Here is a 25,533-nt window from a genome sequence, read left to right as displayed (position 1 = left end):
TATCGAAGTACAGCAAGCCCCTTCGAGATGGAGAACCATGAACTCCCAGAAAGTTGCCGTCATCACCGGTGCGTCCCAGGGCATCGGCGCCGGTCTCGTCACGGCGTACCGCAAGCTCGGGTACGCCGTGGTCGCGAACTCACGAACGATCGCACCGGCAGATGATCCGCTCGTGCTTACCGTCCCCGGAGACATCGCCCAGCCGGGCACCGGGATCCGCGTGATCGAGGCGGGGCTGCAGGCGTTCGGCCGGATCGACACCCTGGTCAACAACGCCGGCATCTTCGTCGCCAAGCCGTTCACCGAGTACAGCGACGAGGAGTACGACCTGATCGAGGGCGTGAATCTCCGCGGCTTCTTCGAGATCACCCGCCGGGCCGTCACCGCGATGCTCGAACAGAACGGCGGTCACATCGTCAGCATCACCACGACGCTGGCCGAGCACGCCGACAGCAAGGTCCCGTCCGCACTGGCATCGCTGACCAAGGGCGGCCTCAACTCGGTCACCAAGTCGCTCGCCACCGAGTACGCCGGTCGCGGCATCCGGGTCAACGCGGTCGCTCCGGGCGTCGTCCGTACGCCGATGCACCCCGAGGAGACGCACGAGTTCCTCGCCGCGCTGCACCCGGTGGGTCGGCTGGGCGAGATCGAAGACGTCGTCGACGCGGTCACCTACTTGGAGAACGCCACCTTCGTCACCGGCGAGATCCTCACCGTCGACGGCGGCCAGCAGGCAGGTCGCTGATGAACCCCCTGCAAACCGTCCTCGACCAGTGGAAGGCCGGCATCGCCGACCACGATCCCAAGCGGGTGGCGTCGTACTTCACCGACGACGCGATCTTCCAGGGTCTCCATCCGTACGGCGTCGGCCCGGACGCAGTGGCCGAGTACTACGACTCACAGCCGGTCGGCCTGACTGCGTCGTACCGGATCCTCGAGCAGCGGCAACTCACGGACGACCTGATCCTCGGCTACCTCGCCGTCGACTTCAGCTTCCCCGACCGGCCGGCCTTGCCCGTCTGTCTCAGCGTGATCCTGCGGAAGACCGGTGCGGATTGGCTCATCTCGCACTATCAGGTTTCCAAGCTGTAACTGGATACTGACCGGCATGACGGTCAAGGAACTGCGGTTGGTTGTGACGGCGGACGACTACGACGAGGCGGTCGCGTTCTACCGGGACGTGGTCGGGCTGCCGGAGCGGGAGTCGTACTCGTCGGCGGACGGGCGGGTGACGATCCTCGAGGTCGAGCGGGCCACGCTGGAGATCGCGGACCCGGCACAGGCCGACTTCATCGATCGCGTCGAGGTCGGCCGCCGGGTCGCCGGTAAGTACCGGGTCGCGTTCGAGGTGGACGACTCGGCCGCGATGACGCGGACGCTGGCCGACGCCGGCGCCACCGTGATCGCCGAGCCGACCCGGACGCCGTGGGACTCGCTGAACGCCCGCTTGGAGGGTCCGGGCGGGATCCAGCTCACCTTGTTCACCGAACTTGATCTCAAGTGAACTTGAAGTGCTGAGGTAGCAACCATGTGGCAGATCGAGAACCTGGACCTGGACGCCTACCTCGACCGGATCGGTCACCCACGGGTGACGCCGTCGGCGGAGACCCTGCGCAGTCTGCACCGGGCACACGTGCTGGCGATCCCGTTCGAGAACATCGACGTGATCCTCGGCACGCACCCCGGCATCGAGCTGGACGCGATCCAGGCCAAACTCGTCCGCCGGCAACGCGGCGGCTACTGCTACGAGCACGCTCTCCTGTTCGGCGCCGCACTCGAGCGACTCGGCTTCGAGGTCGTACGACGGGTCGCCCGCGTCCAGCCGCACAAGGCCGGACCGCGTACGCACGCCCTCCTCAAGGTCGGTGTGGACAGTCAGGAGTTCCTGGCCGACGTCGGTTTCGGCGCCGGCCAGCTCTACCCGACTCCCCTCAAGGACGGCGTGGTCATCGACCAAGGCGGCTGGGACCACCGGCTCACCCTCGAGGGCGACGTGTGGACGTTGTCGAAGCAGACCGCGGACGGTTGGGTCCCACAGCACGCGTCCAACGACGAGCCGGTCCGCCCGATCGACTACGAGGTCTACCACCACTACGTCTCGACGCACCCGAACTCGCCGTTCACCGGCCGACCGGTGGTGATGCGCGTCGCCGATGGCGTCGTACGCCGGTTGGTCGGCGACAAGCTCACCATCGACCACGCGGACGGTCGTACGACGGAACGCGTCGTACCGGCCGTGGATCTGCCCGAGGTGCTGGCGAGCCTGGATGTCGTACTCAGCGACGAAGAGGTCGATCGTCTGCGCCTCGTCTAGGCGTCTCGGTCCGGAACGACTCACCGAGTTCACCACCCAGCCCGAAGTAGTGCCGGAAGTTGTAGATCAACGGCGACCACGCGCCGGGATCGACGTACGACGTCCCTGGTACGACGATCCGTTCGTCGGCATGGATCTGCAACACCCGCGCCTGGATGATCAGGAAGTTGCCACCGGCATCGACCTCGACCTTGTCCGCGGTCGCCTCGAACTGCAACGGGCATTCGGCCACCCGCGGCGGATCGACCCGCTCGGACGGGACCGGCGTCAACCCGGCTGCCTTGAACTTCTCCCGCTCGAACCGGAACCGGGCCCGCTTCGACTCCGGCACCGGACTACGACCGGTCAGGCCGGCGATCCGCTCGACTGCCTCCCACTGCGCGGGGGACGGATAGTTGATCACCACGTCGGGCCGGTGTTCGAGGTTGTGCGCGGTCTGACCGGGTCGCCCGACACCGAGGACGACCACGTCACCGAGGGCCCAGGCGGACGACATCGGCGCGAGGTTGACCGTGCCGTCGTCGTTCACCGTGGACAACAGTGCGACCGGCGTACCGACGTACAGGATGGACGGTTCGATCGTTACGTGCGTCATGTCTTCGACGCTAGGACCCGGTCGTTTCGGCGCTGACCTAACTGTCGGCGCGGCATGATGGGATCCATGAGCATGCAGGCCGAAGGACAGGAACTGGCGGCTTGGGCACGGATGCTCGCGGACGGCACGCGAGCAACCGTGTGCTTGGCGTTACTCGACGGACGCGCGTGGACGGCGACCGAGCTGGCCCGGTTGGCGCACGTGTCCCGGCCGACGATCAGTGAGCATCTCAACCTGCTCGTCGACGGAGGACTGCTGACCGAGGTGCGGCAGGGGCGGCATCGGTACGTGCAGCTCGCCGGCCCGGAGACGGCCGAGTTGATCGAGGGACTCGCGGCGCTCGCACCCCGTCGTACCGAGGTTGCGAACAGTTTGGCCGCGGTGAGCAAGCGGGACGCGTTCGCTCGGGCACGGACCTGTTACGACCACCTGGCCGGCAAACTCGGCGTGGCACTCGCGGATGCGATGACAGAGCGTGGCCTGCTCGACTGGTCGGACGGGATCGCGCTGACCCCGGAAGGCCTTGCGTGGTTGGACGATCTCGGCGTCACGGTCGAGTCGCGCAACGGGCGTCCCGCCGTACGGTCCTGTCTGGACGTGACCGAACGCCGGCCACACCTCGCCGGCGCGGTCGGCGCGGCCTTGTGTGGACATGCGTTGCGGCAGGGATGGGTCACTCACATCCCTGGCGGGCGTGCACTGAAGGTGACGGGATCGGTGCGGGAGTTCGGGTTACCTGTTGGCGTGGTGCGAGAACTTCAGCCCTGATTGGTGCCCAGAGTCTGAGAAGGCCATGAGGGAACACGCTTCCAAGAGGCGCTCAGCGCCGAAAGCACTTAACCTTCGGCCATGACTGAGTTCGAGCCCGGCACCGATCTGGTGTCCCGCCTCCCTCTGCCCAGCCATGTGGTCGTCCTGGTGGACGGCACATGGCGTCGCGGCTGGCTGATCGGCCGCGAGCACGAGGAGACGGGATGGACCGGTCTGGTGCAGTACGAGGGCGCCGACGGGGCGGAACGGACGGAACGCCTGCCGGCGAACCGGATCGCTTCGCCCGAGTCGGACGGCCCGAGCGAACGAGCGTCGTAGCTGCAGTTGAGGAGGGATAACGACGCGAGGGCCCCCGGGGTAGTCAACCCGGGGGCCCTCGTGCGTAACGCGTCGGGCGCCTCATGACGAACGAGAATCCCGGCCCAGGCCCTTCGGGCGGTTGACCTGGGACGGGATCCTCAGTGGCGTTACACAGGGTGTATCGCTGATCACCGCCTGAGTGTTACAGGATTCCTCAAACTTTTAGAGCTGCCTTTTAGAACTGCACGGCCAGGAGGACGCGGCCGGTCTCCGAGCTGCGGATGTCGAGGGCCTTGATCTCGTTGCGCTGCAGCTTTGTCGTCGCGGCCGGCTTCACTGTTGTCCCCGGTGAAGAGGTCCAGCTCGCGATCAGTTGCGACTTACCGGTCGTGTCGGTGACGTACAGCTCGTAACCACGCGCCCGCTCGCTGGGCGTTGCCAAATCGTCGTACCTGCAGCTGATCTCGATCGTCGTACCCCAGCGTTCCGGGACGAGTCGTGCGTCCGCGGACAGCTTGCTGGATACGGTCTGTGCCAGTACGACGTAGTCGCCCTGTGGCTCCTCGTGGGTGAGCGGGATCGCAACCACCGCACCGATCGCGGCCGCCACCAGGCCGACCGCGGCCATCACTGCACCGACCCGTACCCGCCGTTTGCGCTGGTCGCGCTGCACGTTGCGGACCAAGCCGGGCAACAGATTCGGCGGTGTGGCGGTAATGGTCGCGAGCGCCCGGTCGTCGGGCAGCGCGGCCAACGTGCCGGGCACACCGGCCAGCGACGCCACCTCCGCCGAGCACTCGTCACACGTGCGCAGATGCTCTTCGTACGTACGCCGATCCTTCGCCGACAACGCTCCGAGCAGGTACGCCGCGTCCCAGTCCTGATACGGGTCACTCACTGACTCGTCACCCCCTTCTCCTGCAGCGCGAGCTTCAACGCCCGCAACCCGTAGTGCAGCCGCGACTTCACGGTGCCTGACGGGATGTCCAACTCCTCGGCGATATCGGTGACGGTGCGACGTCCGTAGTACGCACGAACGATCACCTGCCGATGTTCCTCCGACAACTGCGCCAGCGACTCCGCGACCAACCACGCGTCCAGTACGGCGTTCGCGTGGTCGGCGCTCGGATTCTCCGGCAGGTCACCGCTGGCGACCTCACGGTTGACCCGCGAACTGCGCCGGTCGTCGATGACGAGATTGCGCGCCACCGTGAACAGCCAGGCCCGGGCCCCCGCTTCGTCCTCGGTCAGGATCTGCGGCCGGCGCCACGCCCTGAGCAGAGTCTCCTGGACGACGTCCTCGGCCAGGCGGTCGTCACCGGTCAGCCGGACGACGAACCGCCACAATGCCGGGGCATGGACGTCGTGGAGCTCACGCAACAGGGCCGCCCGGTCATCGGCCATCGGCGCTCCTGCTCGGTCATGGTCACTCTGCGGCTACTGCCTTGCTCGCCCCATTCTGCACAGATAGCAAAGCGCCCGCCTCATCTTCCGCATCCTTTGCAGGGTTTGCGGGTCCGGAGGTAGTAGCCGTAGGCGGCGAGGCCCAGACCGATGCCCCAGACGAGGTACGCGGGGACCGCGACCCAGAAGAACGCCTGCGGCAGGCCGATATCGTCGTACCCAGGCTTGCCCTGGAGCACGTTGGCGGTCATCTGGAGCAGACCGACACCGAAGTACGCCGTGATCCCCGCGCCCAGGCCGACGCCCGGCACGAGCAGCATCCAGCGGGGGAAGATCCGGCCGGCGCGATAGACCAAGAGCAGCGGTAGAGCGATTCCGGCCAGCACGAAGCCGCCTTCGAAGATGATCCGCGCGAGGTTTCTGTCGGCCGGCATGGTGCCGGAGCCGACCACCGCCTGTGCGGCCAGCCTGGTCAGACAGCCGCCAACAGCGAGCCAGGCGGGCCAGTGCGGCGTCGTCGCGGGACGCGGCAGGCCGGTGCAGCGCAAGCAGGTCGGGTCGAGCCTGCGTTGGTAGCTCAGGGCGGTCGCACCGAGCAGTGCGGCGCCTCCCAGCGCGGCGAACCGGCTGAGCATGCCGAGTGGATCGAACGGGATCCCCATGCCGGGGAGAACGCCGGCGACCAGATCGAGCAGGGCGAAGGCGGCCGCTGCGACCCAGCCGGCCGCGAGCACCCACAGCGATCGGATCAGCAGCCGAGAGCGAGGTAGCCGGCTGAGGGCGATCACTGCGGCGACGGTCACGACGCATCCGAGTACTGCGATCCAGTCGGGGACCAGGAGGTCGCGGCCGGGGAGCTTCCACTGCGGTGCGTGGCCGGTGGCGAACCAGAGGCGCAGGCAGCCGTACGACACCGCCCAGGTCAGGGCGGGTCGGTTGGGTTTCGTTCTTGCGGGTGTGTCGACGGCCGTTGCCATGTGGCCAGTTTGTGTGGCGGTGCCCGGCGGGTGGATCACTCTTGCGGGTGAACCGCCTCCATCGGAGGCGTGACGTCAGCGAGCTTCGGGGAGGGCGTGTCAGCGGGCTTCGCGGAGGGCGTGAGGTCAGCGGGCTTCGTGGAGGGTGCGGAGGGCGCGGAGGAAGGCCTCGCGTTCGATCCGGGTGAGTTTGGCGAGCAGCCGGTCTTCCTGGAGGTGGATGGCTCTGCGGACGGAGCGGCGGATGCGGCGGCCCTGGGTGGTGATCGAGAGCAGGCGGACCCGGCGGTCGGCGGGGTCAGGCGTGCGCTCGATCAGGCCGGCGTCCTGGAGCTCGTCGAGGGTGCCGATGATCCGCGACTTGTCCGCGCCGATCGCCTCGGCGAGGGCGGCCTGCGTACGCACGGGGGTCTCGTCGAGTGCGGTGAGCACGGAGTATCCCCACATCGAGACCTCGTGCTCGGCGAGCACGGGCAGCTCGAGCGCGATGAGCGTCCGCACCAGCGGATACAACATCGCGGCCAGGTCGGGGCGATCACTCATAAGCGCGAAGATAGCACTGGCGCAATCATATGCGTGCGCCTATGATCTACGCATGCCTACAGTTGATTACGTATCCCTGGATGCTCATGCGGTGCGGACGAGCATCGATGTCGTCTTGCGCGCCACCTCTGAGGACCTTTCCAAGCCGACCCCATGCCGGGCCTGGACCCTGTACGGTCTGCTCGCCCACATGGCCACCCAGCACTACGGCTTCGCGGCCGCCTCCCGGGGCGAGGGCGAGCCGGAGATCTGGAAACTCCGCGACCTGGGCGACGACCCGGTGAAGGCCTACATCACCTCCGCCGAGCACGTGCTGGCCGCGTTCGCCGAGGAGGGCGTGACCGAGCGCGAGTTCCCGCTCCCGGAGTTCGGCGCCGGCCTGTCCTTCCCCGGTCACCAGGCGATCAGCTTCCACTTCATCGACTACGTCGTACACACCTGGGACGTCGCCAAGTCGCTCGGCACGACGGTCGCGTTCCCCCCGGAGGTCCTGGAAGCCGCCCAGTCGGTAGCCCAGGTAGTCCCCACCGGCCCCGTCCGCCTGGCCCCCGGTGCCGCCTTCGCCGCCGACATCCCCTGGTCCACCGACAACCCCCTGGACAACATCGTCGCCCACCTCGGCCGCTCCCCCCACTGGCCGAACTGATCGCCTAGAGTCGGATCACCGCAGAGGAGGGTTCCGCTTGGAGATCCTGACTCCACCGCACGTCGACGACCGGCCTGACGTCGCCACCCTCGGCATCACCGTGGTCACGCCGTTCCGCGGGATGCTCGGGGTGCGCGACCAACTGCTGACCGAACTGATCGACTGGCTGGACCGGTCACAGGTCGAACCGCGCGGGCATTTCTTCCTCCGGCTGCACACGATCGACATGAACGGGCCGATGGAGCTCGAGGTCGGGGTGAGCGACGCCGTACACGACGGTGACAACCGGGTCCGGCCTGGTGTGCTGCCGGCCGGACGATATGTGTCCCTCACCTATCGAGACCACTCCCTGCGAGCCAACCGCGCCTTGCTGGACTGGGCATCCGACCAGGGACTCACCCTCGACCGGGACACGGTTCCGGCCGGGGATCGCTTCGGTTGCCGGTGCGAGACCTACCTCACCGATCCACGAACCCAGCCCCGCAAGACGCTGTGGGATGTGCAGTTGTCGATTCGGCTGGCCTGACTGTTCAGCTCTTGGAGCGGCAGACCTCGCCCTGGATGCGGGTGACGAAGTGGTCGGTTTGCCAGTGCTGGCCGAGGTAGGCGTAGCCGGTTGCGCCGGCGTACCGGCCGGTGCCGCCGGTGAACTCCTGGGTGCCGCCGGCGTGGCCTGCGCCCGTGGTGGTGTCGACGTTGCCGATGCTCGTCTCGAGTGCGGTCAGCGTCGACCCGTCCTTGAAGGTGTACGTGAGCGTCCCGCTGACCGGGCGGTAGGTGGGTGCCGTCGCCGGTGGTTCGCCGCGGGAGCCGAGGATGAACACGGTCGTCCCGTCGAACCCGTGCTTGCCGCGGACGGTCCCGGCCACACAGACCTGGGTCGGCGGCGGGCAGCCCACGTCGACGACCTTGTCGTAGATCGTCGCGTCGATCTGCTCGCAGCGGGGTGACGCGTTGGCCAGGGACGAGCCGGCCACCGTGCCGACCACGGCGACGGCGATTGCGGCGATGCGCAGGGATCTCATCGAACCTCCTCGTAGCGATGTCCGCGGCAGCCTAGGAACGTGGCCGACCCGGTGGAGGTACCGATTTCGGTATTCCTGCGCCAGTCCAATCTCGATCAGATAACGCGCCGCAGTACGGCGAGCGCGGCCGGGATCCGGTCCACCGGGATAGCGCCGTACCCGAAGACGAAACCGTTCGGGCTCCGGCGTTCTATGCCCCAGCGCGAGATCGTGCCGAGGTTCACGCCGGCTTTGAGCGCGCGGGCGGCGAGCTCGGTGTCCGACGGTTGGGCGGGGGTGAGGAGCGCGGCCAGATGAGTGCCGCCACTGGACTCGATCGGGTCGAGTACGTCGGTGAAGTTCTCACGCAATGTGTTGATGAGCAGATCATGGCGGCGTTCATACGATCGCCGCATGCGCCGGAGGTGGTGGGCCAGGTCGCCTTCCTCGATGAAAGCGGCGAGGGCGGCCTGTAGGTGACCGGCCGTGCCGTAGTCGGCGACGAACTTCGCGCGACGAGCGGCTTCACCCAGCGTCGCCGGGATGCCGAGGAACCCGACCCGCAGCGCAGGCAAGAGCGTCTTGGAGAAGGAGCCGACGTACAGGACGCGTCCCTCCGAGTCGATGGCCTGCAGCGGCGTGAGCGGCCGCCCGGTGAACCGGAACTCCGAGTCGTAGTCGTCCTCGACAATCGCCGCGTCGTGCTCGGCTGCCCAGGCGAGCAACGCCGTACGACGTGCTTCGGACATCGGCATGCCGAGCGGGAATTGGTGCGACGGCGTCACGTACACCAGCCGGGTGCGGTCCGGGATCTGGTCGACCACCAGGCCCTCGCTGTCCACGGGCACTCCGACGACGTTGGCGCCGTACGCGAGGAAGCTTCGGTAGGCGGGCAGATACCCGGGATCCTCGACCGCAACGGTGTCCCCCGGCTCGAGCAGCACGCGCGCGGCGATGTCGAACGCCTGCTGCGCACCGGTCGTGATCACGAGCTGCTCCGGTGCGATTCGTACGCCGCGACTGACCACGAGGTGCCGCGCCAGTGCATCCCTCAGCCGGGGCGATCCGGCTGGGTCGGCGTAATTGGCCTCAGTACGGGTCCGCAGCTGATCGTTGAGCAACGCCCGCCACCGAGCGAACGGAAACTCCGTCCGCGCCGGCACGCCGACCGCAAAGTTGAACTCGGCAACCGGTGCCGTGAGCTCCGGCACGGCCAGCACCTCAGCATCCCAAATCCGCCGAGCCCGCAGCGGCGAATCCCCTTCTGTGGCGGCGATCGGGCTCTGCTCCCCGACGACCAGCGTCCCAACCCCGGGCCGCGACCGAATCAGCCCACGAGCACCCAATCGCTCGTACGCCGCCACGACGGTCGCCCGAGACACCCCCAACCTCGCCGCCAATTCCCGCGAAGACGGCAACACTGTCCCCACCGGCAAGACCCCACGACCGATTTGCTCAGCCACCTGCCCAAAGATCTGCTCGACCAGCCCACCCTCCCCCAACCGCACATGCAGATCCATGCCGCGAACCCCTCAAGCGGTTGTGATGCGGTGGACCTCGATGGAGTCGTTCCAGCCGATCACCAGTGACGTCTCGGAGACGTCGGCGAGGTAGCCGTACTTGATGTTCGGCGAGCACGGTGCGCCGGTGCGGTCCACCGCGATCGTCCCGGCGAGGTTGTCGTTCTTGTTGCTCTCCTGCGTGGTGCGGTAGTCGCCCCAGATGTACGGCCCGACGCCGTACGCCGCTCTGAACTCCAGGCCCTTGGGCCGGTGCTTTCCCTTGGTCGGCGGGCCTTTGGGCAAGGTACGGGTGACGAAGCCGTTCGGACCCTTGGCCCACCAGGCGACCCCGTTGTCCCACACGAGCAACGGCGGATTGCTCGCCACCACGTCTGGCGTGGTGTCGGTGTCGAACTCGAGTGGCTTGCCGTCGGACAACCGGACCACGTCGACGTCCGTACGGTCCGCGTGCTGCAGCACGGTGTGGTCCGCGGCCGTGTCCTGGTGTTCGTACGGTCCGCGCGATTGATGCGTACCCGTCCAGCGCGCCTTTCCGGTCCGCGCATCACGGACCTCCATGTGCCAGGATCCCGCCGTACGCCTCACGACGACGACCGAGTTCCCATCCCCGGAGACGCCGATGACTTCGGCTTCACGCCACAGTTCCTCGCCGGTCTTGGCGTCGAGCGCGATCGTGGTCGGTGACTGGGTCGGGCCAGGCCAGCCCGGGCCGAACGACGCACTGACAGTTGCGAGTACGACGGACTCGGCCACCGCAGTGACCATCGTGCGCTTGGTGGACGGGGTCGCCACGGCGCGAAAACCCCAGACCGGCTCACCCGTACGAACGTCGACGCCGACGACGCCGCTCGTCGTCGTACCCTTCGGCGCGGACGCGAAGGACACCGGCAGGATGTCGCCGGCAGTGCGGACCGCGGGCCGCTGAACCAACGTCGTCGTGTTGCCCAGATACCCCGGACCAACAACACACAGCCAGGCGGACCCCACACCCGGCACCGAGATCGGTCCCTTGCCGTCGATAACCCACTTCTTCGCCCCGTCCGCCGCGGTGAAGCTACAGACCCGAGCGCCCTCCGTCCCCGTCCCGTCAACCACCACCAGGGCATCCCCCACCAACCGCACCCGCCCCGGCATGGCCGCCCAAGGCGTAACCACCCGCTCCTGCCAAACCTTCTCGAGCCTCAACTTGGGCGCGACCTTGTCGGCCGTCTTGGTACACCCCACCAACAACGGCCCAGCAACAACAGCAACCAAAACAGCCCGACGACGCACAGTCACCGCCCGACCGTAACAACCCACCGGCCCACCCACCCCGTCCCACAGCCCAGACGTCAATGACGGCCAGTACGCTGACGCGGTCGCCTGCGTCGATGGGCCGACGTCTTGGTCGCACCTCGGGGGGACCGGGGTGGTCTGGGGTTCTCTGGAGGGGACTGCTCGATGAAGCTACGGCGTCTTGCGCTCATACTGACTGGTTTCGGTCTACTGGCCGCCAGTGCCACCACGGCTGCCACCGCTGCGCCGGGCTCAGCCACCGCTGCAGCCGAGACCTGCTGGAACTCGGTCGTCTGGCCGACGAAGGCGAACGTCGTGGACACCGTCGACATCACCGCGCACAAGCCGCCGGCTCCCGTGTCACCGCCGTACGTGTACTCGAAGTTCTTCGCCACCCGCTTCATGGACAGGTGGTACCTGGCATGGAACGCCGCGGGCACCCAGTACTACGCCTTCGGCCTGTTCCTGCTGGGCTCGAACCTGTACCGGCAGACGACCGCCCTCTCGGGGAGAAGCCCGGCGCAGTCCACGGCGGTCAGGGTCGGCACCGGCTGGGCGAGCTTCAAGTCCATCGCCACCTCGAACTATCCCCTCAAGGGATCCCGGCCCGCGTACCTGTACGGCCTGAACAGCAACGGCAACCTGTACCGCTACGCCCCGAACGGCACTGGGTACCGGTCGGCCGGCTCGTTCGCCGGTTTCCGGGGTTTCAAGACGATGACCATGATCAGCGAGGAAAGGGCGTACGACACCCTGCTGATGACCACGACAGCCGGTGCGCTCTACACCATCCACATCCCCACCACGGCCGCAGCGAAGCCGGTGGTGAAACTGATCCGCAAGTCCGGCTGGGCGGCGTACGAGTCGCTGGTAGTCAACAAATGCGGCGTCAACGGCCCCACGGTCATCACCGCCGTCGACCACGACACCAAGTCCGGCTACCAATACGGCTTCACCAAGTTCAACGGCCCAACCACCGCAATAACGCCCTACGGCAAAACCCCAACCACCTTCAACGGCCAAAACCACACATCCCAAACCGGCTTCCAGTCCCTCCTCCTGGGCGAGTAGCAACCCCCTCCCCCAGAACGCCGAAAGCCCCCTGATCCCGCAGCAGCCGCACGAGAAACAACCGGTAGGCCCCGTGGGACTCGAACCCACAACCCGCGGATTAAAAGTCCGCTGCTCTGCCAATTGAGCTAGAGGCCCTCACGCGAGGTGAGGTGAACAGTGTGTCAGGTTTGTCGAGGGGTTTGGGGGTGGGGGTGCGTACGGCGGGAGGTTGATCGCTGTTCGTGACGGGATCGGCGGCGTACTCTCGGCCGGAGGGGGAGCTGAGGGGGCACGAGATGGGGGTAGTCGAGCGGGCGGCGATCATCGGGATGCATCGCGAGGTGGTTGACGCCTGGAGAGAGATCGTCGGTGAGGCGGTCACGCTGGGGCTGGCCGACCGGATCGTGATCGGGGTCAAGCTGAAGGCACGGGCGGAGGCGTTGGCGGCGTCCGAGGGGCTGGTCCGGGACGCGGGGGATCTGGCCAGGGACGCCCGGGCGTTTGCGGCGGCGGTGAAGACGCAGAATCCGTTGACCGCCGTGGGCTGGGGTATCGGGCTCGCGGCCGGGGTGCTGGGGTTCTTCGGGGTGTGGGTGTTCGAGGCGGTGCGGCGGGCGTTCTCCCCGTCGGCGGAGGCGTCGATCGCGCAGACGACCGCGGCGCTCGTCGGGGTGCTGATCGTTGCCGCGGGCGCGGTAATCATCGGCGTACTGCGGGCCGCTGTCGTTGCCGCACACACCGGACTGGAGCTCCTCGGCGCGAAGCAGCATCCGTCGGCCGAGTTGCTGCGGGAGGTGCGGCCGGCCGAGGAACGATTGTTCGCGGTGTTCCAGCGGCAGGTGCCGGAGCCGCGGATCAGCGCGGGCCCGTTGATCGTGATGGGAGTCGCGGGCCTGGTTGCCGGCGTCGCCGTCGCATCCCTGACCAGACTGGGCTGACAGGCAACTCGCCTGCAGTTGCGCGGGCGCGGGGATTCGATTGGTGCCGTCGTTCTTTGCTGGCGGCATCCGATCATGCCGGCCGATTCCGAGCTTCCGCCGGTGCTCGTCCATCCGGTGCAGCATGAGCCGGCCTCGTCCGAGCCGGCGGGCGGGCGGGCGGGGAACGCTGTACGACACACGATCAGTCTGATCGGGGCGCATGTGCTCGCCGGATCAAACGGCTGATCAGGTCACGAAAACGCGGCTGTTCGCGTTTGAATCCCGCCGATCTCTCGCGTGACGCGGAGTTACGGTGTAGATCGGAATTCGCCCGGGAGGTCCGGGTGCTGACAATCCCGCCGCGGGGGGAACCGACGGCGGGTTGGGGGGAAACGTGCACTCCATTCGTGCTGCGCTGGTACCGGTCGCTCTGCTGGCCGTCGGCGCACTCGCCACCGGCTGCGGATCATCGACCCCGACGGACGTCGGTGAACCGGCCAAACTCGCAAGCATCGCACCCGCGACCACTCCGGCCGCGGTCTCTACACCGACGCCGACGCCGACACCGGTTGCCACGCCAAGCGCCACGTCGGAGCCGAGCGCCACGACAGCGCCGGTGAAGCAGCCGACGACCACCAAGCGGAGGGTCTTCGAGTACAAGAGCATCCCGTTCAAGAAGAAGACGGTCACGGACGACTCGATCCCGAAGGGCGAGAAGAGCGTCCGGACGAAGGGCGCGAACGGGATGCGCAAGCTGACCTACGAGGTCACGTATGTGGACGGGGTCCAGACGACGAAACGCCTGCTCAGGCAGGACGTTTCCAAGCAACCGCGGACCCAGGTGACGGTCGTCGGCACCAAGGTCGAGGAGGAGACGGAGTCGTCCGGGTGCGACCCGAACTACAGCGGGGCGTGCGTACCGATCGCCAGTGACGTGGACTGTTCAGGTGGCAGTGGCAACGGTCCTGAGTACGTGCGCGGTCCGGTCTACATCATCGGCGACGACATCTACGGGCTCGACGGCAACGACAACGACGGAATCGGCTGCGAGAAGAGCTAGCTGCTTCGGGTCGCGGTGACCTGGAGGTCGAGAACGACATCCGGGCTGACAAGCGCTGACGTCAGAGCGTTCATATTCACCTGCCACACATGGCGATCGATCGTCAGGCGGGCGGCGAAGGTCAGGTCGCCGTCCGTACCGGTCAGCTCGAACGGCACCGTCACCACCTGCGTGACACCGCGGATGGTCAGCTCACCAGTGACGTCGTACGTCGTCTTCGTAGCCTGCGCGACCTTCGTCGACACGAAGGTGATCACCGGGTACGCCTCAACCTCGAGAAAGGCCTTGCTCAGGTGGGCATTCCGGCGCTTGTCCCCCGTCTCGATACTGGCCGCGCGGATCGTCAACCATGCCCTCGAGGCCGACGGATCAGCACCGTCCAGCACCGCAGCACCTTCGAACTCCCCGAACCGCCCCCGCACCCGGGGACCGATCCGATGCCGGGCAACAAATCCAACCGTCGTCCGCCCACCATCCACCAAGTAGTCCCCAGAAAGGTCCGTCAAAGTCATCATGCCGACTACGACGAGGCGCGCCGCCGAACTGTCAGGTGCAGATGACGATTTAGGATGGGGCTTCATTGTGGGAGGTTGCTGGGGTGTTGACTTATGAGCTGACTTCGGGGGATCTGGCGGAGGTTCGGTTTGCGGTTTCGCCGGCGGCGGAGATGGTGTTGTCGTTGCGGGCGTTGCGGGATCCGGGGCGGTTTCCTCTGCAGTTGCAGTGGGTTCAGGCTGTGCAGCCGAAGCTCGAGCGGCTGGATTGGGACGTGTTGCGGTGGTTGGTCAACGACACGATGGGGAGTCCCGATTTTCTGACGCCGCGGCCTACCTCGCCGTTGACGCAGCTCGAGGATGAGCTGGAGATCATTGCGGCTGTTGATCGGGATACGTTCGAGCGGCAGGTGACGGCGGTCAATCAGGAGCTGCCCGACCAGCTGAGTGTGGCGCGGGTGGTTGAGGTGTTGCGCGAGTACTGGCAGGCGGTGATGGCGCCGTACTGGGATCGGATGCGGACGATTCTGTCGGCGGACATCAGTTATCGCGGGCACGTGCTGACCCAGCACGGGACCGGGGCGATGCTCAACGGGCTGGGGCCGGCGATCTCTTATGCGGACGGTCTGCTGCGGATCGATCGGGTGAGTGATCCGAGCCGAGAGGAGAAGGTGGACGGGCGGGGGCTGGTGCTGCAGCCGACGTTGTTCGGGCCGCATGCGGTGATTCCGTTCGACATCGGAGCTGAGCCGCTGCTGGGGTATCCGCCGCGTGGTCAGGCGCATTTGTGGTCGGTGGTCGAGCCGCCGTCGCGGGACGATCTGGCTCAATTGATCGGTACGCCGCGGGCGCACATCCTCACGTTGCTTACGCATCCTCGGACCACGACCGACCTGGCCGGGGAGTTGAAGGTCACGCCCTCGGCGGTTAGCCAGCATCTGCAGTTGCTTCGTCGTACTGGGTTGGTCGAGGCGCAGCGGACCGGGAAGCAGGTGCTCTATCGCCCGACCGAACTCGCGGCTCTCCTGACCGGATCTGACCCCGACTAAGGGCCTTTCCCATTCGGTGCAGGGTTGCCCGCCGGCGTACCGTTCGCAACCGGCACCGGCACATCCGGCGCAACGCCCGGAGCGGCGTGCGGGCCAGCGCCCGGAGCCGCCGCCGCGCCCGGAGCAACGTCCGGGGGCGGAGCCGCGTCCGGAGCACCATCTGGAGGATCTTCTGCGGCTGCCTCCTCTTCGGCTTTTCGGCGTAGCCACCAGACTCGGGCGAGTTTGGCGGATCCCAGGATCGCGGCGATGACGAGCGCGGTCACCACCCCCGGGAGATCGAGCAGCCCTCGGGCACGCTCGTACCAGGGCGCCTTCTTCTTGACCTCGACCTGGACCGTACGGTCGAAGGTGCGGTTGCTGAGTGGAAGGTCGTTCAGCTCCACCACCAGCGTCAGCCGGAGCGTCCGTGAACCATCGGCCTGCGGTGTCACCCGCCAGGTCCACTCGCTCACCCGGTCAATGAGCTGGAGCGGGTCGCTGAGCGGCTCGATGCCGAAACCGGAGCCGCGCAACTCGGCCCGCATGTAGGTGCCGACAGGCAGGTTCTCGATGACGACCGGGGCCTTGCCGGGCAGCGTTTTCAGGGACGGGGACACCGTCGCGGTGCCGCGCTGCACTCGCACCGTGACGTCGAAACCCTCGTCGACCCGAGCCTGAGCCGGCAGGTTGTAGGCAACCAGCCCCTGCTCGAGCTCGTCCTTCGCCGCCTGCTCGTACTTCTCCCGCGACGTCGGCTGCCGGGACGAAGCCGGACCCGTCGGCCGCACCGTCGGCATACTGCTCTGCGTCGGCTCTGGCGTTGTCACCGGATCGGTCGTCGTCGGACGGACCGTCGTCGGCGGACCGGTCGAGCCTGGGTCGGTCCCGGACAGGACAGTACTCAGCGCGACGACGACCACCGCGGCGGCAGCAACCACTCCACCTGCGGCGATCAGCAGGCTCCGTCTTCTGCCCCCGTGAGCCTGATCGTTCTTCCCCATGACAGCTCACCCTCCCCAATACACACGGTAGCGGTTTCCGGTGCTGGTGTAAGTGGCTGCGAGACGCATTAGTGTCGCCGGTCGGCGTGAGCTAGAGTCGAAACGCCGCGGGAGCTCGCAGGAGTGGGCTGAGAGGGTGACTACGCCGTCACCGACCGCTGAACCTGAATCGGGTAATTCCGGCGTAGGGAGGAAGCGATGGAAGAGTCTGTGTGGGTCAACGGTACGGCGACCGACGTCGCCGGGAAGTCCGTCGCGGAGTTGGTACGGGCGTTCTCCGACAAACAGACCGGGATCGCGGTCGCGGTCAATCAGAGCGTGCTGACCCGGGCCGAATGGGCTGCCACGACAGTGAAACCAGGCGATCGGGTCGAGATCGTCAGTGCGGTGCAGGGAGGCTGAGATGGACGATCCACTGGAGCTCGGCGGGCGGACGTACACGTCTCGCCTGATCATGGGGACGGGCGGTTCGGCCAACCTGGAAGTGATGGAGGAGGCATTGATTGCCTCCGGCACCCAATTGACCACGGTCGCGATGCGCCGGCTCGGCACGGGTCACGAGGGCTCGGTGCTCGACGTACTGAAGAAGCACAACATCGACGTACTGCCGAACACGGCCGGTTGTCACACTGCCGCCGAGGCGGTGCTGACGGCCAAACTCGCCCGCGAGGCGCTGGGCACGGACCTGATCAAGGTCGAGGTCGTGGCCGACGATCACCTGCTGCTGCCTGATCCGTTCGAGTTGCTCGATGCCGTGGAAGCCCTGGTGGCGGACGGATTCACCGTGCTGCCCTACACGAATGACGACCCGATCCTCGCGCGCCGGCTGGAGCAGGCGGGCTGTGCGGCGGTGATGCCGTTGGCGGCACCCATCGGTTCCGCCCTCGGCATCCGCAACCCCCACAACATCGCGCTGATCGCCGAGGCCGCGAACGTTCCGGTGATCGTTGACGCAGGCATCGGTACGGCGAGTGACGCGGCGCTGGCCATGGAGCTCGGGTGTGCCGCGGTCATGCTCGCCACTCCGGTGACGCGCGCCGAGAAGCCTGCCCTGATGGCCGCCGCGATGCGCGACGCCGTCTCCGCTGGACGGGCCGCCCGCCTGGCCGGACGAGTCCCCCGCCGCTGGCAGTCGGCCCACGCATCGTCACCGACGACAGGCCTACCGACGTCCTGAGTCACCGACGACGGGTCTACCGACGTCCTGAGTCACCGACGACGGGTCTACCGACGTCCTGAGTCACCGACGACGGGTCTACCGACGTCCTGAGTCAGCGAGCCGAGCCGCCTCGGAGGCATCCAGCGAACGATCCAGCAAGTACGCCGTGAGGGTCAGCGACAACTCCTGGTTGGGTTGAAGATCCAGCGGCTCGGACCAGGCCAGCGCCGGCCCGGCACCGACGTACCCGGTGGAGCGGACGAACCACGGCCGGATCTCGTCAGGCTGGACGAGCAGCAGCGTGGTGACCGCATCACCACGACGTTGAACGAACGCGAGCCACGGGCTCATCGAACCGTAGGCATCCTCGGCCGCGCTGAGCACGGTCGTGGATTCGGCGGACGGGAGTCGCCAGAAGATCCCGCCGTACCCGGCCTTCGGACGGCCTGTAGTGGCCGGGCTGTCGATGCGGACTGGCCCGTAGCGCGCGGTCAGCACGCTCTCCCAGTCGAGCCGCCAGCCGCCCTCGGCGAGTTCACCGTGCAGTCGCCGGCGCTCGACCAGTTGCGGTCGGCCCTGTTCGTCGTACCAGACGATGTCGTCGATCAAGCTGTCGTCGACCGTGACACCACGGCTGCGCTGCTGGCCGTGATTGCGCAGCAGCGTCGGACCGTGGCCCTCGACAAAGGTCCGGCCGCCCCAATGGGACGTGCCGTTCACCCCAGCTACAGCAAGGGAAACGCCGTACTGGTGCCGGTGGTCAACTGGACTGGCCTCCGTCAGCGGCTGCCCGCCCAACGTCCGCACGGGGTGCAGATACGGTCGCGGCGCATGCACTCCCGGCATCCGCCGACCGAACTCGTACCGCGCGAGCAACCCGGAATCACTCCCCAACTCGAAGAGGTCCCCTTGCCGCTGCCAACCAACCCGACCAGTGGCAGCCCGCCGCTCCGCCGGAACCGGCCCGGTGCTCGCCCGCACCGCCAGCCGCAACTCCGGCACCCCATCGGCCGAGGCCTCCGCCCCCGAGATCGCAGCGTGCAACCGCTGCCACGCCAACTCCCCCAGCCACTTCTGCGGCACCCACACAGTCGTCAACGACGGTACGGCGAACCGCGACAACCCGATGTCGTCCATCCCCGTCACCGAGAGGTCCGCGGGTACGGCGACGCCCACCTCGTTGAGCCGGGCAAGCAAACCGAACGCGACGAGATCGTTGAACGCGACCACCGCGGTCACGTCCGACTCCAGCACGCGCTCGACCGAGGCATACCCGTCCTCGATCGACCACCCACAGTCGAGCCGCACGAGCTGCAGCCCCGGGATCTCCCGCTCGGCCACCTCAAGGGCGCGCAGCCTGGCCAGGTTGGACGCACTCGCGGGCGGTCCGGACAGGAATGCCAGCCGCCGATGCCCCAAGCCGACCAGGTGATCCACGACGATCCGCACGGCCCGCCCGTAATCGACCACCACCGACGAGACGCCCGGTGGACCCTGCCGATTGACCAGGACCACGGGCTGCACCTCGGGCAGCAGCTCGAGCAGGCTCTCCTCCGGCAGCCGCGGGGCGACCATGATCAACGCGTCGCAGCGCCGCCGGGCCTCCAACGCGATGGCCGCTTCGGCGCTCGGGTCCTCGGCGGTCTCCGCGACGAGCACGCGGTAGCCCGCCGTGCCGGAGGCGTTGGTGATGCCGCGCAGGACCTGCTGGAAGAGCGGGTTGCCGAGATCCGGCACGACCAACGCGACCATGTTCGTCCGGCCGAGGGACAGGCTGCGGGCCAGGTCGCTGGGCCGGTAGTTCAGCCGATCGATGGCGGCCCGGACCCGTTCGGCGATGTCCGGCGCTACGCTGAGGCGGCCGTTCATCACCCGGGAGACGGTCGCTCGCGACACCTCCGCCGCGCGTGCGACATCGGCGATCGTGATCGTGTCCTTCGGTGTCCTGCCCATCCTGCCGTCTCCCGCTCTCTGGCCAGCCTGGGACCGCGGTAGCTATCCTCTCGCGAAGGAAACCGGTTTCTCAACTCTGTAGAGTGGGCCGGTGAGCAAACTCGAGTTTCCGCAACCGGAAGGTGTTGCCGCAGGCAACGGTTATAGCCACGTCGTGACCGGACCAGGACAGTGGGTGGCGATCGCCGGCCAGGTGTCGCTGGACAAAGACGGGAAGTTGGTCGGCGTCGGTGATCCGGCCGCGCAGGCACAGCAGGTCTTCGCGAACCTGGACGCCTGTCTGAAGGCCGCCGGTGCCACCTTCGCCAACGTGGTCAAACTGAACCTCTTCGTCACCGACATCGCGTATCTCCCGGCGATCCGGGCCACCCGCGACCAGTACGTCGACACCGCCAACCCGCCCGCCAGCACGGCCGTACAGGTCGTCTCCTTGTTCAGCCCCGACGCCCTGCTGGAGATCGAGGCGTACGCGATCGTCTAGCGCAGCAGATCGACCGCCACCCGCGCGGCCTCGCCGATCGCGGCGTCGACGCGCGGTTGGCGAAGGTCGCCGCGGGCGGCGTGGGTGAAGACCGCGACCGCGAAGGCCGCGCCGCCCGGCAAGGTGACCACGCCGACTTCGTGCCGCAGCGCGCCGTACGTCCCGGTCTTGCCGGCGAGGCGCACCTCGTCGTGCGGGAAGCCGGACCCGAGCCGGTGCAGGAACAACTGCCGGCCCATCGTTGCCCGGACGAACGTGGTCTGCTCGGGTGACAGCACCTCCCCGGTCCACAACCGTCGCAAGAGCAAGGTCATGTCCCGCGGACTGCTCGCCGACGCGTTGGCCGCGTCGTAGACCCCGGCCGGGTCGGTCCGGTCGTTGTCGGCGAGGACAGCGAGTGCCTCATCCGCACTCGTCAGCCCGGTCTGGCGTTGCAGGTGGCGCAGTTGCTCCGCGGTCCCCCGCCGTACCCAGGTCCGTTGCAGGCCGAAGGATTCGAGGATCTCCGCCAACCGCCGGACGCCGACGACATCGATCAACGCGTCCGCCGAGGCGTTGTCCGACACGGTCATCATCGACACCGCCAGATCCCGCAGCGACGCGGTCACCGGATCCGCGAACAGCGACAACCCGGTCGGCCCGCCCGTTCGCGTCGACGGATCCAGCGTCACCCGCTCGCGCGGATCCACCGCCCCGAGATCCACCAACCGGCAGAACCCGGCGAGCAGCGGCAGCTTGTAGACAGAAGCCATCGGTACGACGTCATCCGCGTCCACCTCGACCGTCGACTCCGGCTCGTCGAGCGCGACCGCGTGCAACCAGCCACGGACGCCGGCGTCCTCGAAGACCGCGCGAATCCGGGCGTTCACGAGACCACCAAGGCTTCGGTGAGCTGCGCCATCACGTCGGCCGGCCGGAGGAACGGCGTACGCGTCCTGGACCAGACGAGCCGCAGCCGCACCGGCAGTGGGTCGTCGACCAGTCGATGCCGGCCGATCCCCGGCGCCGCCAGCATCGGATCCGCGGTCACCACGATCGCCTGGCTCGCAGCTGCCATCGCCAGCCCGGCCCGCTCGTCCGTGACCACGACAGTCCCGCCGTCGGGCCGGTGCAACCCCAACGTGTCCAGGAACAGATCCCGCGCCGCCGGAGCCTCGGCCCGCGGCCGCACCGCGACCGGCAGCCGACCCAACTGCCGCAACTTGAGCTCAGACCCGTCGTCCGGAACCAACGACGTCGGTACGAGCGCCCACGTCGGCAACAACGTCACCGATCCCGCCTCGAGCCCGTCCAGTACGGCGGGATGCTGTACGGCGGCCAACGTCAGCCGGCCCGTACTCACCTGACCGATGAGCGAACTGGTCGGCGCGGACACCACCGTCACCCGACTCCCCGGGATCACCGCACCGGCGGCCGCCGCCACCGCGGCCCCGACCGACGGCGGAACCTCCGGCGCGAGCCCGACCCGGATCTCCGGCCCCTCCGGATCGCGTCCGACCGCAGCATGATGCAGCTCCTCGAGCGAGGTCAGCGCCCGCCGCGCGTAGGGCAGCAACGCGGCGCCGGCCGAGGTCAGCTCGACCCCGCCCTGACCGCGCTCGAACAGCTTCGCGCCGACCAAGGCCTCCAGCCTGCGCAGGCCCTGGGAGAGCGGCGGCTGGGTGATGCCGACGACCCGGGCCGCGTCGCCGAAGTGCTGCTCGTCGGCGAGCGCGATGAAGATCTGCAGATGCCGTTCGGTCAGCATAGACCCGGCTGACCTGCGGCGATATCTCCAGACAATCGATTCATATGTCATAGCATATTCGACATGGCCACCCGCGCTCACCTTGACTGAAGCTCCGGTACGGCGAGAGGAGACAGCGTGAAGGTGAGTCGTAGAGGCATGTTGGCGGGCGCGGCGGCGGCAGGTGCGGCCGGCGTGGTCGGAACGGTCGGCGTGGCCGCCCGCGGTGAGGCCGCCGCGGTGGAGACGAGCGCGGAGACGACGACAGCGAGGACACCAGTGGAGATCACCTGGTTCGGCACGCACGCGTGGGAGATCCGGTGCGGCAAGAGCGTCGTACTGACTGATCCGTGGCTGACGCGCTTCAAGACCGGCACGTTTACGCCCGAGGGTGCGGACCCGAAGACGAAGCTCGTGATCAAGCCGGATGTGATCGATCGGCACCTGACCACGGCCGACGCGATCCTGGTTCACCACGGGCACTACGACCACATGGCCGACGTACCGTACGTCGCGAAGAAGACGCAGGCGACCGTCCTCGGCACGCAGACCCACGTCAACCTGCTCAAGGCGATGCGGACCCAGGAGGACCTGCTGTCACCGGTGCGTGGTGGCGAGTACTTCCCGTTCGACGGGTTCAGCATCGAGGTGTACCCGTCGCTGCATTCGTGCAGCGGGAAGCGGCACACCTATGCGTACCCGGGCTACTACCTGGAGTCCGTCCCGCCACGCCCGCGGGTGATCGAGGACCTGGTCGAGGGCGGCACGCTCGCCTACGTGATCACGATCGGCGGCCTGCGCATCCTCAGTCTGAGTACGGCGAACTTCGACCCGAACGCACTGCGCGGCCTCCAGGTCGACGTCGCGTTCGCAGCGCCGGGCGGTGAGCCGGGCATCACCGATCGGCTGCTGCAGACGATCAAGCCGGTGAAGAAGGTGATCGCGACCCACTGGGACGACTTCGACAAGCCGCTCGACCAGCCGAGTGTCCCGTGGACCGACATCGCCCCGCTGCGTGCGTCGGTCGAGAAGACCGGCGCGGAGTTCATCGTGCTGGATCACCTGCAGAAGATCACGCTTTGACCCGGTAGTGGTAGCGCGAGACGGTCCGGAAGCCCAGCCGTTCGTACAGGGCCCGGGCCGGCTCGTTCGCCTCGACGACCGCCAGCCAGACCCAGCGCGCGCCGCTGGTCGTTGCCGCCTGCAACAAAGAGCCGATGACCGCTTGCGCGAGCCCCTGGCGGCGAAAGCGTTCATCGACGGCGAGGCAGTACAACCCGGCGGTGTCGTCGACGAGGGCCAGCCGGCCGATCGCAGTGGCCGGCTGGCCGTTGACGGCGTACAAGGCCCGGCTGCGGGCAAGGATCTGGCGGGCGGCCGACCGCTCGGCGGCTCCGCCGCGGCCGTCGATGCTCCACCAGAGATCCATCCAGTCATCGGAGGGCGTGGCGTGAATATTCATGCCCGCCGCTGTCGGCGGCAGTTTCGCGAGGACGTCGGAGATCTCGGCGGCCTGCACCAGGGTCGGATTGTTGACCGTGTACCCACGCGCCTCGAGGTGGGCGTCCAGGTCGGACGGCTGGACCGCCGGGCTGATCTGGAAGGACGGCGTGATGTTGTGCGCCAGGTACAGGTTCTCGACGTACTCCAAGGCCTTGTCGAGGTCGAACGGCGCCTTCGTGGGCAGCACCGAGTTCGCTCGCAGCGTCACGCCGGCGTTGCGTCGGACCAGCCAGCCATCGAGCTCGGTCTTGGCCGCGGCCGGCCAGCCTTGGTTCATCAGGGCATCGATGTTGGCTTCGCTGATCACTCCACCAAGCGTAGAACTCTGCGGATCAACTTGCAAGGAAATGGATACTTATTCACTGGCGTCACCGAGCCCGGAGCGACCCGATCACGTCGGCCAGGAGATCGATGCCCTCGACAACGTCCTGCTGGCTGAGCGATCCGTACCCGAAGACCAGCCCGGCCGGCCCCGGCGCCGACACCCAGTACGGCGCCAATCCGTAGACGCCCAACCCGCGCTCCCGGGCCGCGGCCTCCACCGATTCCTCACTCAGATCCGGCGGCAGCAACGCCATCACGTGCAACCCGGCGGACACCCCGACCGGTTCGAACTCCGGCAGTCGCGCCGCCAGCCGCTCGACCAAGGTGTCCCGCAGCAGCCGGTACCGCGGCCGCATTCGGCGCAGATGCCGGTCGAACTCACCCCGCGCCACGAAGTCCGCGAAGGCCAGCTGGTCGAACACGGGCGACCCGCGATCATCCATCAGCTTCGCCCGCGACATCGGCTCGACCAGCCGGTCCGGCAGGATCATCCACCCCAGTCGCAGCCCGGGCGCGAGCGTCTTGCTCGCCGTACCCGCGTAGGCGACTCGATCCGGCGCTAGGCCCTGCATCGCGCCGATCGGCTCCCGGTCGTACCGGTACTCCGCGTCGTAGTCGTCCTCGAACACCAGCCGGTTGGACCCGGCCGCCCACGCCACCAGCGCAGCCCGCGTCTCCGCCGACGCAACCGCCCCGGTCGGGAACTGGTGTGCCGCGGTCACCAGTACGACGTCCGCCCCGGACCGCTCGAGTGCGTCGACATCGATCCCGGACTCCAGCACGGGTACGCCGACAGTCTCCAGGCCGGCCGCGGCTGCGACGTCTCGCAGGTCGTTGTCGGACGGGTCCTCGACCGCGAGGCATCGATAGCCCTCAGCAGCGAGGACCTGCAGGAGTAACCGCGATCCCTGGGCGAACCCGTTGCAGATCAGCATGTTCTCCGGGCGGGCCGCCGTACCCCGGACCCGGTTGAGGTAGTCGGCGAGCGACGTACGGAGCTCGATGGTCCCGCGACCGTCGAGGTAGGCGAGGCTGTGGAACGGCGTCTCGTTCAATACTCGGCGGATGGACCGCAACCAGGCCGCGCGTGGGAACTGGGAGACGTCCGGCCGGCTGTAGCGGAAGTCGATCCGCGGCGGGCCGGTCACCGACGGCTTCACCGCCGCCGCTTCGACCAGAGCGATGTCGGCGACCTGCGTATAGCCGCCGCCCCGGCTGACCAGGTACCCCTCCGCGACCAACTGCTGGTAGGCCTCGACGACCACTCCGCGGGACAGGCCGAGGTCCTGCGCGAGCGCCCGGGTGGACGGCATCACCGTGTCCGCCCGGAGCAGGCCGGACCGGATCCGGGTCCGGATGCCGCTCTCCAACTGCTGATGCAGCGGTACGCCGGTATCGCGCCGGAGCTCGACCAGCAACTCACCGGTCCCCGAACTGGTCCTGATTCGGCTCACGCAACTGGACCTTATCGGAGTA

Annotated in this window: 31 protein-coding genes, 1 tRNA gene and 1 riboswitch; of the genes, 16 read left to right on the top strand and 16 right to left on the bottom strand. The window is 67.8% G+C overall.

All coding sequences use genetic code 11. From position 1 onward, the window contains the following. Nucleotides 1-37: 37 nt before the first annotated feature. The 4 genes from AB0L70_RS22405 to AB0L70_RS22390 are packed head-to-tail and all read left to right on the top strand — an operon-like array spanning nucleotide 38 to nucleotide 2,314. On the top strand, nucleotides 38-745 hold the full coding sequence (locus AB0L70_RS22405) for an SDR family oxidoreductase (RefSeq protein ID WP_363687043.1): 708 nt from the start codon (nucleotides 38-40) through the stop codon (nucleotides 743-745). Further along, complete coding sequence (locus tag AB0L70_RS22400) at nucleotides 745-1,092, top strand: nuclear transport factor 2 family protein (RefSeq protein ID WP_363687041.1); 348 nt, start codon at nucleotides 745-747, stop codon at nucleotides 1,090-1,092. Before AB0L70_RS22405 ends, AB0L70_RS22400 begins: the two co-directional genes overlap by 1 nt. A gap of 16 nt (nucleotides 1,093-1,108) precedes the next feature. Continuing rightward, nucleotides 1,109-1,504 (top strand): VOC family protein, encoded by a 396-nt coding sequence (locus AB0L70_RS22395; protein ID WP_363687039.1) that lies wholly within the window; start codon nucleotides 1,109-1,111, stop codon nucleotides 1,502-1,504. A 24-nt stretch (nucleotides 1,505-1,528) separates the two neighbouring features. Next, nucleotides 1,529-2,314 carry an arylamine N-acetyltransferase gene (locus AB0L70_RS22390; protein WP_363687037.1) on the top strand — a complete coding sequence of 262 codons (786 nt, stop codon included), beginning with the start codon at nucleotides 1,529-1,531 and terminating at the stop codon, nucleotides 2,312-2,314. Here AB0L70_RS22390 and AB0L70_RS22385 read toward each other — a convergent pair. Further along, complete coding sequence (locus AB0L70_RS22385; RefSeq protein WP_363687035.1) at nucleotides 2,277-2,909, bottom strand: flavin reductase family protein; 633 nt, start codon at nucleotides 2,907-2,909, stop codon at nucleotides 2,277-2,279. The two genes, AB0L70_RS22390 and AB0L70_RS22385, sit on opposite strands and share 38 nt — an antisense overlap. Nucleotides 2,910-2,975: 66 nt before the next feature. Between AB0L70_RS22385 and AB0L70_RS22380 the strand changes: the two genes are divergently transcribed. Both AB0L70_RS22380 and AB0L70_RS22375 read left to right on the top strand, forming a co-directional pair. Beyond that, nucleotides 2,976-3,677 (top strand): helix-turn-helix domain-containing protein, encoded by a 702-nt coding sequence (locus tag AB0L70_RS22380; RefSeq protein WP_363687033.1) that lies wholly within the window; start codon nucleotides 2,976-2,978, stop codon nucleotides 3,675-3,677. A gap of 81 nt (nucleotides 3,678-3,758) precedes the next feature. Then, a complete protein-coding gene (locus tag AB0L70_RS22375; protein WP_363687031.1) occupies nucleotides 3,759-3,998 on the top strand; it encodes a hypothetical protein in 240 nt (79 codons plus the stop codon). A gap of 217 nt (nucleotides 3,999-4,215) precedes the next feature. Here the strand turns inward: AB0L70_RS22375 and AB0L70_RS22370 are convergent, their stop codons facing one another. The 4 genes from AB0L70_RS22370 to AB0L70_RS22355 all read right to left on the bottom strand — a co-directional run bounded on the left by AB0L70_RS22370 (nucleotide 4,216) and on the right by AB0L70_RS22355 (nucleotide 6,904). Next, nucleotides 4,216-4,878 carry a zf-HC2 domain-containing protein gene (locus AB0L70_RS22370; RefSeq protein ID WP_363687029.1) on the bottom strand — a complete coding sequence of 221 codons (663 nt, stop codon included), beginning with the start codon at nucleotides 4,876-4,878 and terminating at the stop codon, nucleotides 4,216-4,218. Next, a complete protein-coding gene (locus AB0L70_RS22365; protein WP_363687027.1) occupies nucleotides 4,875-5,384 on the bottom strand; it encodes a sigma-70 family RNA polymerase sigma factor in 510 nt (169 codons plus the stop codon). The genes AB0L70_RS22370 and AB0L70_RS22365 overlap by 4 nt, the downstream gene beginning before the upstream one ends. Before the next feature lie 80 nt (nucleotides 5,385-5,464). Beyond that, nucleotides 5,465-6,361, bottom strand: a complete 897-nt coding sequence (locus AB0L70_RS22360) for a hypothetical protein (RefSeq protein ID WP_363687025.1) — start codon at nucleotides 6,359-6,361, stop codon at nucleotides 5,465-5,467. A gap of 126 nt (nucleotides 6,362-6,487) precedes the next feature. After that, the gene (locus tag AB0L70_RS22355) at nucleotides 6,488-6,904 is read right to left on the bottom strand and encodes a MarR family transcriptional regulator (RefSeq protein ID WP_363687023.1); all 417 of its coding nucleotides are present in this window, start codon (nucleotides 6,902-6,904) and stop codon (nucleotides 6,488-6,490) included. A 52-nt stretch (nucleotides 6,905-6,956) separates the two neighbouring features. On the opposite strand from AB0L70_RS22355, the gene AB0L70_RS22350 reads away from it, so the two are divergent. Beyond that, on the top strand, nucleotides 6,957-7,550 hold the full coding sequence (locus AB0L70_RS22350) for a TIGR03086 family metal-binding protein (RefSeq protein ID WP_363687021.1): 594 nt from the start codon (nucleotides 6,957-6,959) through the stop codon (nucleotides 7,548-7,550). 37 nt (nucleotides 7,551-7,587) lie between these two features. Next, nucleotides 7,588-8,076, top strand: coding sequence for a GyrI-like domain-containing protein (locus AB0L70_RS22345; protein ID WP_363687020.1), 489 nt, complete (start codon nucleotides 7,588-7,590; stop codon nucleotides 8,074-8,076). A gap of 4 nt (nucleotides 8,077-8,080) precedes the next feature. On the opposite strand, the gene AB0L70_RS22340 is transcribed toward AB0L70_RS22345, so the two are convergent. The 3 genes from AB0L70_RS22340 to AB0L70_RS22330 form a co-directional block, all read right to left on the bottom strand. Further along, nucleotides 8,081-8,575: a hypothetical protein gene (locus AB0L70_RS22340; protein ID WP_363687018.1), complete on the bottom strand. Its 495-nt coding sequence runs from the start codon at nucleotides 8,573-8,575 to the stop codon at nucleotides 8,081-8,083. A gap of 95 nt (nucleotides 8,576-8,670) precedes the next feature. Beyond that, the gene (locus tag AB0L70_RS22335; protein WP_363687016.1) at nucleotides 8,671-10,074 is read right to left on the bottom strand and encodes a PLP-dependent aminotransferase family protein; all 1,404 of its coding nucleotides are present in this window, start codon (nucleotides 10,072-10,074) and stop codon (nucleotides 8,671-8,673) included. A gap of 12 nt (nucleotides 10,075-10,086) precedes the next feature. Beyond that, nucleotides 10,087-11,355 carry a PQQ-binding-like beta-propeller repeat protein gene (locus AB0L70_RS22330; protein ID WP_363687014.1) on the bottom strand — a complete coding sequence of 423 codons (1,269 nt, stop codon included), beginning with the start codon at nucleotides 11,353-11,355 and terminating at the stop codon, nucleotides 10,087-10,089. A gap of 162 nt (nucleotides 11,356-11,517) precedes the next feature. On the opposite strand from AB0L70_RS22330, the gene AB0L70_RS22325 reads away from it, so the two are divergent. Further along, nucleotides 11,518-12,423 (top strand): hypothetical protein, encoded by a 906-nt coding sequence (locus AB0L70_RS22325; RefSeq protein WP_363687012.1) that lies wholly within the window; start codon nucleotides 11,518-11,520, stop codon nucleotides 12,421-12,423. A 65-nt stretch (nucleotides 12,424-12,488) separates the two neighbouring features. Here AB0L70_RS22325 and AB0L70_RS22320 read toward each other — a convergent pair. Next, a tRNA-Lys gene (locus AB0L70_RS22320) sits at nucleotides 12,489-12,561 on the bottom strand. Between the two features lie 140 nt (nucleotides 12,562-12,701). Between AB0L70_RS22320 and AB0L70_RS22315 the strand changes: the two genes are divergently transcribed. Both AB0L70_RS22315 and AB0L70_RS22310 read left to right on the top strand, forming a co-directional pair. Continuing rightward, nucleotides 12,702-13,343, top strand: a complete 642-nt coding sequence (locus AB0L70_RS22315; RefSeq protein ID WP_363687010.1) for a hypothetical protein — start codon at nucleotides 12,702-12,704, stop codon at nucleotides 13,341-13,343. 376 nt (nucleotides 13,344-13,719) lie between these two features. Beyond that, on the top strand, nucleotides 13,720-14,385 hold the full coding sequence (locus AB0L70_RS22310) for a G5 domain-containing protein (RefSeq protein WP_363687008.1): 666 nt from the start codon (nucleotides 13,720-13,722) through the stop codon (nucleotides 14,383-14,385). Here the strand turns inward: AB0L70_RS22310 and AB0L70_RS22305 are convergent. After that, nucleotides 14,382-14,900 (bottom strand): YceI family protein, encoded by a 519-nt coding sequence (locus tag AB0L70_RS22305; RefSeq protein WP_363687006.1) that lies wholly within the window; start codon nucleotides 14,898-14,900, stop codon nucleotides 14,382-14,384. The genes AB0L70_RS22310 and AB0L70_RS22305 overlap by 4 nt on opposite strands. Nucleotides 14,901-14,983: 83 nt before the next feature. On the opposite strand from AB0L70_RS22305, the gene AB0L70_RS22300 reads away from it, so the two are divergent. Then, complete coding sequence (locus AB0L70_RS22300; protein ID WP_363687004.1) at nucleotides 14,984-15,928, top strand: DUF5937 family protein; 945 nt, start codon at nucleotides 14,984-14,986, stop codon at nucleotides 15,926-15,928. On the opposite strand, the gene AB0L70_RS22295 is transcribed toward AB0L70_RS22300, so the two are convergent. After that, a complete protein-coding gene (locus AB0L70_RS22295; RefSeq protein ID WP_363687002.1) occupies nucleotides 15,925-16,911 on the bottom strand; it encodes a hypothetical protein in 987 nt (328 codons plus the stop codon). The two genes, AB0L70_RS22300 and AB0L70_RS22295, sit on opposite strands and share 4 nt — an antisense overlap. Nucleotides 16,912-17,008: 97 nt before the next feature. Then, nucleotides 17,009-17,119: riboswitch (TPP riboswitch) on the top strand. Here AB0L70_RS22295 and thiS point away from each other — a divergent pair. Further along, complete coding sequence (thiS, locus tag AB0L70_RS22290) at nucleotides 17,110-17,313, top strand: sulfur carrier protein ThiS (RefSeq protein WP_363687000.1); 204 nt, start codon at nucleotides 17,110-17,112, stop codon at nucleotides 17,311-17,313. Its footprint overlaps the riboswitch before it by 10 nt. 1 nt (nucleotide 17,314) lies before the next feature. Beyond that, nucleotides 17,315-18,088: a thiazole synthase gene (locus AB0L70_RS22285; protein ID WP_363686998.1), complete on the top strand. Its 774-nt coding sequence runs from the start codon at nucleotides 17,315-17,317 to the stop codon at nucleotides 18,086-18,088. Between the two features lie 78 nt (nucleotides 18,089-18,166). Here the strand turns inward: AB0L70_RS22285 and AB0L70_RS22280 are convergent, their stop codons facing one another. Beyond that, on the bottom strand, nucleotides 18,167-20,023 hold the full coding sequence (locus AB0L70_RS22280; RefSeq protein ID WP_363686996.1) for a DUF6807 family protein: 1,857 nt from the start codon (nucleotides 20,021-20,023) through the stop codon (nucleotides 18,167-18,169). Between the two features lie 91 nt (nucleotides 20,024-20,114). Here AB0L70_RS22280 and AB0L70_RS22275 point away from each other — a divergent pair, with 91 nt between their 5' ends. After that, nucleotides 20,115-20,504 (top strand): RidA family protein, encoded by a 390-nt coding sequence (locus tag AB0L70_RS22275; RefSeq protein ID WP_363686994.1) that lies wholly within the window; start codon nucleotides 20,115-20,117, stop codon nucleotides 20,502-20,504. Here the strand turns inward: AB0L70_RS22275 and AB0L70_RS22270 are convergent. Next, nucleotides 20,501-21,373: a serine hydrolase gene (locus tag AB0L70_RS22270; RefSeq protein WP_363686992.1), complete on the bottom strand. Its 873-nt coding sequence runs from the start codon at nucleotides 21,371-21,373 to the stop codon at nucleotides 20,501-20,503. The two genes, AB0L70_RS22275 and AB0L70_RS22270, sit on opposite strands and share 4 nt — an antisense overlap. After that, nucleotides 21,370-22,251: a LysR family transcriptional regulator gene (locus tag AB0L70_RS22265; protein WP_363686990.1), complete on the bottom strand. Its 882-nt coding sequence runs from the start codon at nucleotides 22,249-22,251 to the stop codon at nucleotides 21,370-21,372. Before AB0L70_RS22265 ends, AB0L70_RS22270 begins: the two co-directional genes overlap by 4 nt. A 117-nt stretch (nucleotides 22,252-22,368) precedes the next feature. Here AB0L70_RS22265 and AB0L70_RS22260 point away from each other — a divergent pair, with 117 nt between their 5' ends. Then, nucleotides 22,369-23,313 carry an MBL fold metallo-hydrolase gene (locus AB0L70_RS22260; protein ID WP_363686988.1) on the top strand — a complete coding sequence of 315 codons (945 nt, stop codon included), beginning with the start codon at nucleotides 22,369-22,371 and terminating at the stop codon, nucleotides 23,311-23,313. On the opposite strand, the gene AB0L70_RS22255 is transcribed toward AB0L70_RS22260, so the two are convergent. Together AB0L70_RS22255 and AB0L70_RS22250 are read right to left on the bottom strand one after the other, a co-directional pair. After that, nucleotides 23,303-24,040, bottom strand: a complete 738-nt coding sequence (locus AB0L70_RS22255; RefSeq protein ID WP_363686986.1) for a GNAT family N-acetyltransferase — start codon at nucleotides 24,038-24,040, stop codon at nucleotides 23,303-23,305. The genes AB0L70_RS22260 and AB0L70_RS22255 overlap by 11 nt on opposite strands. A gap of 61 nt (nucleotides 24,041-24,101) precedes the next feature. Further along, complete coding sequence (locus tag AB0L70_RS22250) at nucleotides 24,102-25,511, bottom strand: PLP-dependent aminotransferase family protein (RefSeq protein WP_363686984.1); 1,410 nt, start codon at nucleotides 25,509-25,511, stop codon at nucleotides 24,102-24,104. Nucleotides 25,512-25,533 lie beyond the last annotated feature (22 nt).

The organism is Kribbella sp. NPDC051952, assembly GCF_040680855.1.
In the GTDB taxonomy this organism is placed as follows: Bacteria; Actinomycetota; Actinomycetes; order Propionibacteriales; family Kribbellaceae; genus Kribbella.
This window is presented reverse-complemented; position numbering and strand designations above follow the sequence as displayed.